Origin of the sequence: Nocardiopsis sp. NPDC006832 (assembly GCF_040635885.1) — a bacterium.
Lineage (GTDB): Bacteria > Actinomycetota > Actinomycetes > Streptosporangiales > Streptosporangiaceae > Nocardiopsis.
In genome coordinates this window covers 1-12,901 of the sequence record NZ_JBEYLC010000101.1, presented here as the reverse complement: position 1 = coordinate 12,901, position 12,901 = coordinate 1, and the positions used below count along the sequence as shown (strand labels likewise).

12 protein-coding genes and 1 CRISPR repeat array are annotated in these 12,901 nt (G+C 67.3%); of the genes, 8 read left to right on the top strand and 4 right to left on the bottom strand.

What is annotated here, in order from left to right:
- The 5 genes from ABZ717_RS27445 to ABZ717_RS27425 all read left to right on the top strand — a co-directional run.
- On the top strand, positions 1-2,612 hold a 2,612-nt coding region (locus ABZ717_RS27445; RefSeq protein ID WP_358515782.1), incomplete at its 5' end, for a molybdopterin-dependent oxidoreductase.
- A 31-nt stretch (positions 2,613-2,643) separates the two neighbouring features.
- The gene (narH, locus tag ABZ717_RS27440) at positions 2,644-4,206 is read left to right on the top strand and encodes a nitrate reductase subunit beta (RefSeq protein WP_358515780.1); all 1,563 of its coding nucleotides are present in this window, start codon (positions 2,644-2,646) and stop codon (positions 4,204-4,206) included.
- Positions 4,203-4,859, top strand: coding sequence for a nitrate reductase molybdenum cofactor assembly chaperone (gene narJ, locus ABZ717_RS27435; RefSeq protein ID WP_358515777.1), 657 nt, complete (start codon positions 4,203-4,205; stop codon positions 4,857-4,859). Before narH ends, narJ begins: the two co-directional genes overlap by 4 nt.
- Positions 4,856-5,602, top strand: coding sequence for a respiratory nitrate reductase subunit gamma (gene narI / locus ABZ717_RS27430; RefSeq protein WP_087100522.1), 747 nt, complete (start codon positions 4,856-4,858; stop codon positions 5,600-5,602). Before narJ ends, narI begins: the two co-directional genes overlap by 4 nt.
- The gene (locus tag ABZ717_RS27425; protein WP_358515773.1) at positions 5,599-6,786 is read left to right on the top strand and encodes an MFS transporter; all 1,188 of its coding nucleotides are present in this window, start codon (positions 5,599-5,601) and stop codon (positions 6,784-6,786) included. The genes narI and ABZ717_RS27425 overlap by 4 nt, the downstream gene beginning before the upstream one ends.
- A gap of 42 nt (positions 6,787-6,828) precedes the next feature.
- Here the strand turns inward: ABZ717_RS27425 and ABZ717_RS27420 are convergent, their stop codons facing one another.
- Positions 6,829-7,005, bottom strand: coding sequence for a DUF397 domain-containing protein (locus tag ABZ717_RS27420; RefSeq protein WP_358515770.1), 177 nt, complete (start codon positions 7,003-7,005; stop codon positions 6,829-6,831).
- Positions 6,998-7,825 carry a helix-turn-helix transcriptional regulator gene (locus tag ABZ717_RS27415; RefSeq protein ID WP_358515767.1) on the bottom strand — a complete coding sequence of 276 codons (828 nt, stop codon included), beginning with the start codon at positions 7,823-7,825 and terminating at the stop codon, positions 6,998-7,000. The genes ABZ717_RS27420 and ABZ717_RS27415 overlap by 8 nt, the downstream gene beginning before the upstream one ends.
- A 179-nt stretch (positions 7,826-8,004) precedes the next feature.
- On the opposite strand from ABZ717_RS27415, the gene ABZ717_RS27410 reads away from it, so the two are divergent.
- Together ABZ717_RS27410 and ABZ717_RS27405 are read left to right on the top strand one after the other, a co-directional pair.
- Positions 8,005-8,490: an ATP-binding protein gene (locus ABZ717_RS27410; protein WP_358515784.1), complete on the top strand. Its 486-nt coding sequence runs from the start codon at positions 8,005-8,007 to the stop codon at positions 8,488-8,490.
- 314 nt (positions 8,491-8,804) lie between these two features.
- The gene (locus ABZ717_RS27405; RefSeq protein WP_358515764.1) at positions 8,805-8,954 is read left to right on the top strand and encodes a hypothetical protein; all 150 of its coding nucleotides are present in this window, start codon (positions 8,805-8,807) and stop codon (positions 8,952-8,954) included.
- Between the two features lie 158 nt (positions 8,955-9,112).
- A CRISPR array of direct repeats spans positions 9,113-11,215; the repeat unit is 29 nt; unit sequence GTGAGCCCCACGCACGTGGGGATGGACCG.
- 71 nt (positions 11,216-11,286) lie between these two features.
- Here ABZ717_RS27405 and ABZ717_RS27400 read toward each other — a convergent pair.
- Together ABZ717_RS27400 and ABZ717_RS27395 are read right to left on the bottom strand one after the other, a co-directional pair.
- On the bottom strand, positions 11,287-11,952 hold the full coding sequence (locus ABZ717_RS27400; protein WP_358515761.1) for a poly-gamma-glutamate hydrolase family protein: 666 nt from the start codon (positions 11,950-11,952) through the stop codon (positions 11,287-11,289).
- A 127-nt stretch (positions 11,953-12,079) separates the two neighbouring features.
- Positions 12,080-12,385: a hypothetical protein gene (locus tag ABZ717_RS27395; protein WP_358515758.1), complete on the bottom strand. Its 306-nt coding sequence runs from the start codon at positions 12,383-12,385 to the stop codon at positions 12,080-12,082.
- A 151-nt stretch (positions 12,386-12,536) separates the two neighbouring features.
- On the opposite strand from ABZ717_RS27395, the gene ABZ717_RS27390 reads away from it, so the two are divergent.
- The coding region (locus ABZ717_RS27390; RefSeq protein WP_358515756.1) for a hypothetical protein at positions 12,537-12,901 on the top strand (365 nt) is incomplete at its 3' end.

Here is a 12,901-nt window from a genome sequence, read left to right as displayed (position 1 = left end):
CCGACGACGGCCACCGCGCCGGCAAGTTCCTCACCGCCCAGGACCTGGGCCGAGAAGGCGAGAACACCGCGTTCAAGACGGTCGTCCTGGACGAGACGACCGGAGAACCGGTGGTCCCCAACGGTTCGCTGGGATTCCGCTACGGCGAGGAGGGCGAGGGCAAGTGGAACCTCGAACTCGGTGACACCAAGCCCCGACTCACCTTGTACGAAGGCTCGGACGGCGAGGCGGTCGAGGTCCACCTGGCCCGCTTCGACACCGAGGACGCCCCGCCCTCACGCCGCGGCGTACCCGTGCGCCGAGTGGGCGGCCACCTGGTCACCACCGTCTACGACCTGCTGCTCGCCCAGTACGGCGTGGGCCGCGAGGGCCTGCCCGGCACCTGGCCGACCGGCTACGACGACCCCGACGAGCCGGGCACCCCGGCCTGGCAGGAGACCTTCACCGGCGTCCCGGCCGCCCGCGCCGAGCGGATCGGCCGCGAGTTCGCCGCTAACGCCGAGGAGTCCAAGGGCCGCTCCATGATCATCATGGGCGCCGGAACCAACCACTGGTTCCACTCCGACACCATCTACCGCGCCTTCCTCACCCTGACCACGCTCACCGGTTGCCAGGGCGTCAACGGCGGCGGCTGGGCGCACTACGTCGGCCAGGAGAAGACCCGCCCCCTCACCGGCTACAACCAGATGGCCTCGGCCGGGGACTGGTCGCGTCCGCCCCGACACATGGTGCAGACCGCGTTCTGGTACCTGCACAGCGACCAGTACCGCTACGACCGGTTCAGCGCCGACCAGGTCTCCTCCGGGCTGGGCAAGGGCCTGTTCGAGGGCATGAGCACCGCCGACGTCATCGCCCAGTCCGCGCGCATGGGATGGATGCCCTCCTACCCGACCTTCGACCGCAACCCCCTGGACCTGGCCGACGACGCACGCCAGGCCGGACTCCCGATCACCGAGTACGTACCGCGCGAACTCAAGGAAGGGAGGATGCGCTTCGCCTGCGAGGACCCCGACGCGCCCAAGAACGCGCCCCGGGTCCTGACCGTGTGGCGGGCCAACCTGCTGGGCAGCTCCGCCAAGGGCAACGAGTACTTCCTCAAGCACCTACTCGGCACCGACTCCTCCCTACGAACCGAGGAGGCGCCGGAGGGCCAACGCCCCCGGGACGTGCGCTGGCGGGAGGAAGCACCCGAGGGCAAACTCGACCTGCTGCTGTCCCTGGACTTCCGGATGACCAGCACCACCGTCTTCTCCGACGTGGTACTCCCGGCCGCCACCTGGTACGAGAAACACGACCTGAACTCCACGGACATGCACCCGTTCGTGCACCCGTTCAACCCGGCCATCTCCCCGCCCTGGCAGGCCCGCACCGACTTCGACGCCTTCCACGGACTGGCCCGTACCTTCAGCGAACTGGCCGTCGAGCACCTGGGCACGCGACGGGACGTGGTCGCCGTGCCGCTGACCCACGACACCCCCGACGCGATGGCCACCCCCAACGGCACCGTCCTGGACTGGAAGTTCGGTGAGTGCGAGCCCATCCCCGGCGTGACCATGCCCAAGCTCGTGGAGGTCGAACGCGACTACACCGCGATCGCCGCCAAACTCGGCGCGCTGGGCCCGCTCGCGGACAAGCTCGGCGTGACCACCAAGGGCATCACCTACAACGTCGACAAGGAGATCGACTACCTGGGCCGGGTCAACGGCACCGTGCGCGGCGGGCCGGCCGACGGACGCCCCGCGCTCGAACGCGACTCCCAGATGTGCGAAGCGATCCTGGCGTTCTCGGGCACCACCAACGGACGCCTGGCCACCCAGGGGTTCCACACCCTGGAGAAGCGGGTGGGCACCGAACTGGCCGACCTGTCCGCCGAGAGCGAGGGCAAACAGATCACCTTCGCCGACGTGCAGGTCGCACCGGTGTCGGTACTCACCTCACCCGAGTGGTCGGGCAGCGAGAGCGGTGGACGCCGATACTCGCCGTTCACCATCAACGTCGAACGCAAGAAGCCCTGGCACACCCTCACCGGACGCCAGCACTTCTTCCTCGACCACGACTGGATCACCGAGGCCGGAGAGAACCTGCCCGTGTACCGGCCGCCGCTGAACATGCACCGGCTCTTCGAGGAACCCGAGGTCGGGGACAACGGCGAACTCGGCGTGACCGTGCGTTACCTGACCCCGCACAACAAGTGGTCCATCCACTCCGAGTACCAGGACAACCTGCTGATGCTCAGCCTGTCCCGGGGCGGCCCGGCCATCTGGATGAGCGGCGCCGACGCCGACAAGATCGGCGTGCGCGACAACGAGTGGATCGAGGCGGTCAACCGCAACGGCGTGGTCGTGGCCCGCGCCATCGTCTCCCACCGCATGCCGGAGGGGACCGTGTACATGCACCACGCCCAGGACCGGCTCATCGACGTTCCCCGCGCCGAGACCTCCGGCAAACGCGGCGGCATCCACAACTCGATCACCCGGCTGCTGGTCAAGCCCACCCACCTCATCGGTGGCTACGCCCAGTTCAGCTACGCCTTCAACTACATCGGCCCCACCGGTAACCAGCGCGACGAGGTGACCGTCATCCGTCGGCGTTCCCAAGAGGTGGAGTACTGATGCGGTCGATCGGAACGGGGGAGGAGTACGAATGAAGTTGATGGCTCAGATGGCCATGGTGATGAACCTCGACAAATGCATCGGGTGCCACACCTGTTCGGTCACCTGCAAACAGACCTGGACCAACCGTGCCGGCATGGAGTACGTGTGGTTCAACAACGTCGAGACCCGGCCCGGGCAGGGCTACCCTCGCACCTACGAGGACCAGGAGAAGTGGAAGGGCGGCTGGGTCCGCAAACCCAACGGACGCCTGGCCCTGCGTTCGGGCGGTCGGCTCAAGAACCTCACCACGATCTTCGCCAACCCCACGATGCCCGGCATCGACGACTACTACGAGCCCTGGACCTACGACTACCAGACGCTCACCAACGCCCCGCTCCAGGAGCACACGCCGGTCGCCCGACCCAAGTCGCTCATCAGCGGCCGCGACATGGCGATCCGGTGGAGCGCCAACTGGGACGACAACCTCGCCGGCGGTCCCGAGCTCGCCCAGGACGACCCCGTCCTGCGCAAGGTCTCCGACAAGGTCAAGCTCGAATTCGAGCAGTCCTTCATGTTCTACCTGCCCCGCATCTGCGAACACTGCCTCAACCCCTCCTGCGCCGCCGCGTGCCCCGCCGGGGCCATCTACAAGCGCAGCGAGGACGGCATCGTGCTCGTGGACCAGGACACCTGCCGGGGCTGGCGCAAGTGCGTGACCGCCTGCCCCTACAAGAAGATCTACTTCAACCACCGCACCGGCAAGGCCGAGAAATGTACGTTCTGCTACCCCCGCATCGAGGTCGGCATGCCCACGGTGTGCGCCGAGACGTGCGTGGGACGGCTGCGCTACCTGGGCCTGGTGTTCTACGACATGGACGCCGTCCTGCCCGCCGCCTCGGTGGAGGACGACCATGACCTCCTCGACGCACAGCGCGAACTGATCCTGGACCCCAATGACCCCGAGGTCGTCCGCGCCGCCGAGAAGGAGGGCATCCCCCGCGACTGGATCGAGGCGGCCCAACGCTCGCCCATCCACTCGCTCATCAACGAGTACAAGGTGGCGCTGCCCCTGCACCCCGAATACCGCACCATGCCCATGGTCTGGTACATCCCGCCGCTGTCCCCGGTCGTGGACGCCGTGTCCGAGACCGGCCAGGACGCCGAGGACCGCGACAACCTCTTCGCGGCCATCGAGAGCCTGCGCATCCCCATCGAGTACCTGGCCGAACTCTTCACCGCCGGAGACACCGGACCCGTCACCGACTCACTGCGCCGCCTGGCCGCGATGCGTTCCTACATGCGCGACATCAACCTCGGACGGGAGACCGACGAACGCATCCCCCACGCCGTGGGCATGGACGGCGAGAGCGTGTACGACATGTACCGGCTGCTCGCACTCGCCAAGTACGAGGACCGCTACGTCATCCCGCCCGCGCACACCGAACAGGCGCACTCCCTGGAGGCCTTCGCCACCGGATGCAGCCTGGACACCGAGGGCGGACCCGGCATGGGCGGCCCCGGCGCCGGCGGACCGGACAAGGGCGGCCCGCTCACCGGAGGCAAGGTGTCGCTGCCCATGCCCTCGATCCGTCGGTCGGGGGAACACACATGAGCCTGTTCAAGGCGCTCAAACGCCACCCCATCACCGATCGACAACGCGCCCTGACCCACAGGATCGCCGCCCTGGTGCTGGCCCACCCCGATGAGCGGCTCCTGGCCGACCTGCCGATGCTGCGCCAGGCGGCCGAGGAACTACCCGACCCACCGCGCGCGGACCTGATCGGGGTGATCGACCGGCTCGCCTCGACCCCACCGCCCGAACTCGCCGAAACCTACGTCGGCACCTTCGACCTGCACCGGCGTTCGTGCCTGCACCTGACCTACTACGCGCACGGGGACACCCGAAACCGCGGCGCCGCCCTGCTGTCGTTCTCCAACGCCTACCGCAGGGCCGGTTTCCTCCTCGACGAGGACGAACTCCCCGACCACCTGTGCGTGGTCCTGGAATTCGCCGCCACGGTCGACCCCGTCGGCGGCACGCGCTTACTGAACCGGTACCGGGCCGGGCTGGAACTGCTGCACCTGGCCCTGCGCGACGCCGACTCCCTCTACACCGGCGCGGTCACGGCGATCAACGCCACTCTGCCGCCCAAGACCGACCGAATCGACGACAAGGTCGCCCGACTCGTGGCCCAGGGGCCACCCGTCGAAGAAGTCGGTCTCGCCCCCTTCCCACCTCCGGAAACCAGGAGCGTGCACTCGTGAACACCGCACTCGAAACGGTGTTGTGGGTCATCGTCCCCTACGCCTGCATGGCGGTCTTCCTCGTCGGCCACTACTGGCGCTACCGCTACGACAAGTTCGGCTGGACCACCCTGTCCACCCAGCTGTACGAGAGCCGGCTGCTGCGCTGGGGCAGCCCCCTGTTCCACTTCGGCATGCTCGCCGTCATCGGCGGCCACGTCGTGGGCCTGCTCATCCCCAAGTCGTGGACCGCGGCCGTGGGCGTCACCGACGAGCTCTACCACGTCATGGCCGTCGGCCTCGGCCTGGTCGCCGGGATCGCGGTGGTCGTGGGACTCACCCTGCTCATCCTGCGCCGACGCCTGGTCGGACCGGTCTTCCGGGCCACCAGCCGGATGGACAAGCTCATGTACGTGGGGCTCGGGCTGGTGATCGTCACCGGCATGGCCAACACCATCGTCGGCAACGTCATCGGCCACTACGACTACCGGGAAGGGGTGTCGATCTGGTTCCGCGGGCTGTTCGTCCTGGACCCGGACCCGGCCCTGATGGCCGCCGCGCCGCTCACCTTCCAGGCGCACACGCTCTCCGCCCTCGCGCTGTTCGCGCTGTGGCCGTTCACCCGGCTGGTGCACGTGTTCAGCGCGCCGCTCGGCTACCTGTGGCGGCCCTACGTGTTGTACCGATCACGGGACACCCGGATGGGTGAACGCCGCGGGCGTCGCGGGTGGGAGAACGTCGAGGACGGGAGCCGGATGCCATGAACAGCGGAGCCAGAACCAACCTCGTCCTGGCCACGGCGGCGTTCGCGCTCATGTTCTGGGCGTGGAACCTGATCGCGCCCCTGGCACCCGACTACGCCGCGCGCCTGGACCTGAGCCCCACCGAGACCTCCGTGCTCATCGCCTTTCCGGTGCTGATCGGGGCCGTGGGCAGGATCCCCGTCGGGGCTTTGACCGATCGCTACGGTGGCCGGGTGATGATGGCGGCGGTCGCCTTCGTCTCGGTGGTGCCGGTGCTGCTGCTCGGCTTCGTCGGGGACTCCTACCCGATGCTGCTGGTGCTGGGGTTCTTCCTGGGGATCGCGGGAACCTCCTTCGCCGTCGGTGTGCCGTTCGTCAGCCGCTGGCACTCCGCCGAGAAAAGAGGATTCGCCACCGGTGTGTTCGGTGCGGGCATGGGCGGAACGGCGCTGTCGGCGTTCCTCACCCCCTACTTGGCCGGAACGATCGGGTTGTTGGGCACACACGTGTTCATGGCCGTGGCGCTCGTGCTCATGGGTGTGCTCGTACTGGTGGTGTGCCGCAACCCGCCCGGGTGGGAGCCCTCCACCGACCCGCTGATGCCGCGCCTGCGCGAGGCCCTCGGATTGCGGGCGACCTGGCAGAACATCCTGCTGTACGCGGTGGCCTTCGGCGGATTCGTGGCCTTCTCCACCTACCTGCCGACCCTGCTGCACAACGCCTACGGGTTCGCCCAGACCGAGGCGGGCCTGCGCGCCGCCGGATTCGCCTTGGTGGCCGTCGTGGCCAGGCCGGCGGGCGGCATCCTCTCCGACAAGGTCGGCCCTGTGCGGGTGTGCATGGTGTCCTTCGTCGGGACCACTCTCATGGCGGGCGCGCTGGTCTTCCAACCCCCGGCGGAGCTGGCGGCCGGGACGGTGTTCGTGCTGATGGCGGCCTTCCTCGGGCTGGGCACCGGAGGAGTGTTCGCCCTGGTCGCACAGCTGGTGGAACCGGCCCGGGTGGGTACCGTCACCGGGCTCGTGGGCGCGGCCGGTGGGCTCGGTGGGTACTTCCCGCCACTGGTCATGGGCGTGGTGTTCCAGGCGACGGGGGCGTACGCCTTCGGGTTCGTGCTGCTGGCCGCGGTGGCGTTGGGGACGGCCGTGTACACGGGGATGGCCTTCCGGGACCGGTCGACGGTCGAGAAAACGGCGGTGAAGTGAATCAGGGGGTGGTGGGTGAAGGGGCGCCCGCCACCCCACCGCTCACCGGCCGGTGAGCCGAACGGTTTCGAGGAAGAAGGTCCATTCGGGCCGGTCGAAGGTGAGGTGCCCCAGGTCCCGGTTCCGGGTGTCGCGAACGTCTGCACCGGAGCTGTACTCGCGCGCCTCGACACATTCGTTTGATCCGCCGCTGTAGGTGCTCTTGTGCCAGTCACTCATCGTCGATCTTCCTCATCTCGTCGCGTATCGCTCGCAGGGTTTCCTCCGGGCCACAAGCTCCACCTTGGAGTGCGGCGAACAACATACGGCTTCGAAAGATACCAGCGGAATCGGTGATGATTCGGCCCTCTTCGGCAGATTCCATATAGACCACTTCGGGTTCGTCCGATGTGGTGATTATGCGGCGAGGGCCGGAGTTGCCCGCGTGACGTGGCGAGTCCATAGGAACCATCTGAAGGGTCAACCTCTCCCTTTGCATGAGGTCGGCGACCCGAGTGAGCTGCTCCTTCTGGATCTTCGGTGAACCATAGCGACGAGCGAGTACGCCCTGGTCGATGATCAACCAGATGGAAGGAAGCTCGGCTTCGACCATACGGTCGGCGCGCTCACACCTTCCCTTAGCGATCGTGTCCACTTCCTTGCTCGACAACCAGGGCGAACCGTAACGAATGAGCGCGTGTGCGTACCGCTCGGTCTGCACATAGGAGGGGAAGACCAAGGGCTGGTACTCGAACAGGGCATCGGCGGCGTGGGTGCGCTTGGTGACCTCGTGCAGCCACACCTGGCGCCCGGAGCCGGTCAATTCCTCCCACAGCTTCTCCAACCTCCCATCGCTCTCCAGCACCTCGTCCAGGAACTTGCGCAACCAGGGTCGGGCCATGGCACGCCCGTTCTCGATGTCGGAAACATGGGAATTGCTGACACTCGTGCCGAGCTGGCTGACCCGGTGCGCCACGGCCTCCTGAGTCAGATCAGCTTCGATTCGTAACCGGCGGAGTTCCCGCCCGAATGACCTCAGAACACGTTCGTCTGCGTACATAAGACCAGGGGAGCACAAAGGGTAATCGTGTGTGGGGCGTTCCACGTAATTCCAGAGCCTCCTGGAAGATTCGTCGACTCTTCGAGTGGCCTTCACGCGACAAAGGTCCAGGTCACATCCTTTCTTTTGCGGGCCATCCACACTCGATGACGTGACCAGGAAAGGCTTCGGTGACCTCCATGACCGCCACTCGTCCGCCCCTCGAACTGCCTCGACGGATCCGCTGCGCGGACCCGGACAAGAGTTCCCTGGAATGTGGGCACCAGCCCTGGCATCTGAAGGTGTCGCGGAGCTGGGCCGCGTACACGGTCCGTTCTGCTCCGTCTGCCGTCCAACCCCTGCTGCTGTCCCTATCCGAGCTGCACACCAACGCCCTCAGGCACTCCACTTCAGGGTTGCCGGGTGGTCGGGTGCGGGTCGAGATCGAGCGGCGCCGACGCCTGCTCCTGCTTCGAGTGACCGACGATGGTCCCCGCCCCGGGGCCGTCGTCACCCTCCCTCAAGCCCTTCCGATCCCGGGGGAGTGCCCTTTGCGGGAAGGCGGTTACGGATTGGCTCTGGTCGACGCGATGGCGCTGTATTGGGACTTCACTCGCGAACCGAACGGATCAATGACGGTTCGCGCAGCTTTCGACCGTTCTGGGCGCATTCGCGTGGTCACCTGAAATCCGGACGAAACGAAAATGTCCCGGCGCGGTGCTCGAACACCTCGCCGGGACTCAACCCCCACCTGAATACGCAGGAGGAGATCGTGTAGAAGTCTACTGGCAGGCACCGCAAACCCCTACGTGGTTGGCGAAAACGAGCACGGTGGTTGTTCGGTATGGTCCTGGCCGCCGTACTGTGCAGCCCGCTCCAGGTTCGCCGCACACCATCGACCGCTGTCGACCGACCGCCCCGAAATCGAAGGGTGGCTCCAGTCGTTCCGGTGCCGATTCCTCGACCCAGGCGCCCGCATCCTTCAGAGCAGGGTTGGCTCGTGGACGACGGCAGTATGCCCGTGGTTCGCCCCTGCCTGTTCGTCGGTCCGGAACAAGCTCTCGCATCCCACCAGGTGGTCGATGAGGAGCCAGGGGAATTCGACGAACTGGCGGGCCTGGTGCGTACCTGGTTGGAGCTCACCACCTGAGTCCCTCATCGTTCTAGGGCTGCTGCTACGAGCCTCGCCTCTCGGAGAGCGCGATGTGGGATCATGACGAAGCCTGAAGACACGGTCCCGGCTCGAATATCGACCCGATCCGAACGTAACGCGGAGATAACGTCCTGCGTTGTTGCAGGTCATTAACTGTGAGCCCCACGCACGTGGGGATGGACCGGGGGTGCGGCGTCCTGGCCGTACATCACCATCGTGAGCCCCACGCACGTGGGGATGGACCGCGAGCCACCGCACAGAGGCGCGCTCGCTCGGAGTGAGCCCCACGCACGTGGGGATGGACCGATCACGTAACGTCCAACGCGGGAAACATGCTCGTGAGCCCCACGCACGTGGGGATGGACCGGTGGACCCCGCGTGGGTCCCGCCCATCGCGATGTGAGCCCCACGCACGTGGGGATGGACCGGCCTCAACCCCACCAAAGTCTTGTTCGATGAGGTGAGCCCCACGCACGTGGGGATGGACCGATGGGCGGCAGCGCCGCGATGACCAGGAACTGGGTGAGCCCCACGCACGTGGGGATGGACCGGAGGAGCGTGCCGAGCGCCTGGCCCCGCACTGGTGAGCCCCACGCACGTGGGGATGGACCGCGTTGATGCCGATCGCCGTGGCCGACAGCACGGTGAGCCCCACGCACGTGGGGATGGACCCCGAACGTGAGCACTGGTGGGATGCCGGCGTCTGTGAGCCCCACGCACGTGGGGATGGACCGGCCCAGCTCATCCAGCTGGACACCGACCTGTCGTGAGCCCCACGCACGTGGGGATGGACCGGCCTGGTTGGTGGTCTCACCCGTGGGCTGGGCGTGAGCCCCACGCACGTGGGGATGGACCGCTGGCGTTGGACCGGTCGCCTCTGGCGTGGATGTGAGCCCCACGCACGTGGGGATGGACCGCTGGCGTTGGACCGGTCGCCTCTGGCGTGGATGTGAGCCCCACGCACGTGGGGATGGACCGCTCATCCTCGGACGGGTCCAAACCCCCGTGGTGTGAGCCCCACGCACGTGGGGATGGACCGCCACCGACGAGGCCCGCCAGGCCCCCGCCGGTGTGAGCCCCACGCACGTGGGGATGGACCGGTCACCAGCTACAGCGGGCGCGGCATCACCCGGTGAGCCCCACGCACGTGGGGATGGACCGGAACGGGGCCCGTCATCTGGTGACGTGCCCCGGTGAGCCCCACGCACGTGGGGATGGACCGTCGGCGACGTGCCGGATGTGCTTGAACGCGGCGTGAGCCCCACGCACGTGGGGATGGACCGCCCAATGCGTCCGCAATGGCTTCGTCGTCCGTGTGAGCCCCACGCACGTGGGGATGGACCGGATTCCCTTCCCTTATGATTTCTGAGGAATGGGTGAGCCCCACGCACGTGGGGATGGACCGGCCACCCGGTCGCGCGTGTCCGTGGACCTGGCGTGAGCCCCACGCACGTGGGGATGGACCGATCGTCGAAACCCATGGCCGTAAGTCCCTCACGTGAGCCCCACGCACGTGGGGATGGACCGTGCAGCGACTCGTGCTGATTTTGCGCGTACACGTGAGCCCCACGCACGTGGGGATGGACCGGTCGACACGGTCTCGGCCAGGATCAGACGTTCGTGAGCCCCACGCACGTGGGGATGGACCGTGAGCGCCTTACGGATGCCCTGGTGGACGACGGTGAGCCCCACGCACGTGGGGATGGACCGGCCGGCGGGCCCGCTTCGATCGTCACCCTCGGTGAGCCCCACGCACGTGGGGATGGACCGGCATGCGGCTGGTCATCTGCTCCGAGGTCAATGTGAGCCCCACGCACGTGGGGATGGACCGACCCTCGCCGCCGCCGGATACGGGCGCCCCGCAGTGAGCCCCACGCACGTGGGGATGGACCGGTCGGGACGGTGCAGCTGCGTCCCGGCGACAGTGAGCCCCACGCACGTGGGGATGGACCGCCGAGGACTTCTCCCTCGGTGAGCCCCACGGTGTGAGCCCCACGCACGTGGGGATGGACCGCTTAATCGTGAGAACCGAATCGTCGGTATCCAGTGAGCCCCACGCACGTGGGGATGGACCGGCCCCTCAGAGGCCCGCAGGATGGGCCATCCAGTGAGCCCCACGCACGTGGGGATGGACCGTTGGGCGACGCCGAGAACGCGTACAACTCCCTGTGAGCCCCACGCACGTGGGGATGGACCGGAGGCCCGACACGATCCGTCGGCCTACATGACGTGAGCCCCACGCACGTGGGGATGGGGCGGCGGCGTGGGGCGTGTTTAGAAGCTTCGAGGCACCTCGCACACCCCCCGATCGCACGGTGGATGAATCGGGTCAGCGCTGGGCAACGGCCCGTTCGACGGCGGCGACGTAATCGTCGAAGGCCTCGGTGGGGGCGCGATCGACCATGAGCTCGTCGCGCTGGCCACGGGTGAGTTCGAGCTGGACTCCTTCACCACTCGTGTTGCGGTTGGCGATGTTGTCGGGGCTCTCGCCCTTGAGGTGATCGGGGATGGTGCCGGGAGCCTCGAACCCGGCCTCGCGCAGTTCCTCGCGTACCGTGTCACGCAGATCGGTGTCCAGGCCGCCCACGTAGGTGAGGGGCTCATCCCCGGCGGCTCCGTGCCAGGAGACCGTGTAGTCGGAGTCGGCCACGATATCGACGGTCATGGGCTCGTCGAAGCGGGTGGAAGTGATGTGCAGGATGCTGTTGCCGGTCGACTTGATGCCCTCGAACGTGGCGAAGGCGTGGTCACCGGATTGCGCGGCGTGGTCGGCGAGTTCGGTGGTGGGACGTTCGATGCCGCCGCCATGGATGGCGATGTGAGCGACGTCGGTGCTGCCCTCGCGGGTGGAACGCCGGTAGTCGGTGCCCTCGGTCTCGTTGGCGGCGAGTTCGGCGTAACTGGAATAGGTGTCATCGGCGGCCGCGGGTCCGGCTGGCGCAAGCGGGATGGCGAGAAGGGCCACGGCGGCCACGGTGGCGGTCCTGAGGGGCATGTGCGTCCTTCCGAGCGGGGGGCGATCGCGAGGCACATGCTACGGGGCGGCGGTTCGACGGGCCACGGCTTTCGAGGGAAAACGTGACGCCCTCACGGCGAAGCGCCGTGAGGGCGTCACGGAACGTCTAACGGGTGTTGGCCTCGCGCACCGAACGGAGGGTCAGGAGCCGGTCCCGGTGGCGGCGCTTACGGTTGCCGTCCTTGTTGAAAGCCTGCCATTCGGCGGTGCAGCCGCGCTTATGGCACCCGGCGCAGCATCCGCGACGAAAGAGCATGGAATCGGGGTGTTCCCACCGGCAGCGGGTCGTCGGTTCCTCACGGGTCGGGGCGGGCGGTAGGTCGCAGTCACCCCATCGGTGGTCGTGCATCGCCGTCGGAGCGTGTTCACGTCGGCGTACCCACAGTGGTTTGGTCTTGTCCGTACGGGACATCTCGTTCCTTTCGGAACCCGCCACCCGTGATCCCGGAACCTCCGGGCGGGTGGCTAGGCGTACAGACCCATCACCGCCACCTCCTCGAACCGTGTTTCGACGTGTGCTCACCATTCTACGAAAGTCTGCTGTGGCGAAGCTAAGGTTCACTATGCGCGAATACGAACCCAGGGACGTCCCTGAAGAGAGCACCGCCGAGGGCGCGGAGGAGTCCCTGTTCGAGGAGTTCGCTGACGCCTCCCCCGAACAGGCGATCGAGGCGGTCGAGCTGATGCTGGTGGAACCTTGGCACACCGACGCCGACACCCCCTTCGAACACCGCATCGGCGACATCAGCATCACGTCCAGCGATGACGTCGACCTGCACGAGATCGAGTTGCTCCGCAGCCCGGACTTCTTCGATGACTCCACCGGTGAGCTTCACACCGCAGTGCTGGAACAGGCCGAGCCGGTGGCGAACACGATGGAGCGAGCGGCACGTGAGGCCTGGGGCGAACCCACCGTCATCCAGGTCTC

Coding starts and splice junctions, on each gene's coding strand:
- narH (WP_358515780.1), top strand. CDS start 2,644: ATGAAGTTGATGGCTCAGATGGCCATGGTGATGAACCTCGACAAATGC.
- narJ (WP_358515777.1), top strand. CDS start 4,203: ATGAGCCTGTTCAAGGCGCTCAAACGCCACCCCATCACCGATCGACAA.
- ABZ717_RS27425 (WP_358515773.1), top strand. CDS start 5,599: ATGAACAGCGGAGCCAGAACCAACCTCGTCCTGGCCACGGCGGCGTTC.
- ABZ717_RS27420 (WP_358515770.1), bottom strand. CDS start 7,005: ATGAGTGACTGGCACAAGAGCACCTACAGCGGCGGATCAAACGAATGT.
- ABZ717_RS27415 (WP_358515767.1), bottom strand. CDS start 7,825: ATGTACGCAGACGAACGTGTTCTGAGGTCATTCGGGCGGGAACTCCGC.
- ABZ717_RS27410 (WP_358515784.1), top strand. CDS start 8,005: ATGACCGCCACTCGTCCGCCCCTCGAACTGCCTCGACGGATCCGCTGC.
- ABZ717_RS27400 (WP_358515761.1), bottom strand. CDS start 11,952: ATGCCCCTCAGGACCGCCACCGTGGCCGCCGTGGCCCTTCTCGCCATC.
- ABZ717_RS27395 (WP_358515758.1), bottom strand. CDS start 12,385: ATGTCCCGTACGGACAAGACCAAACCACTGTGGGTACGCCGACGTGAA.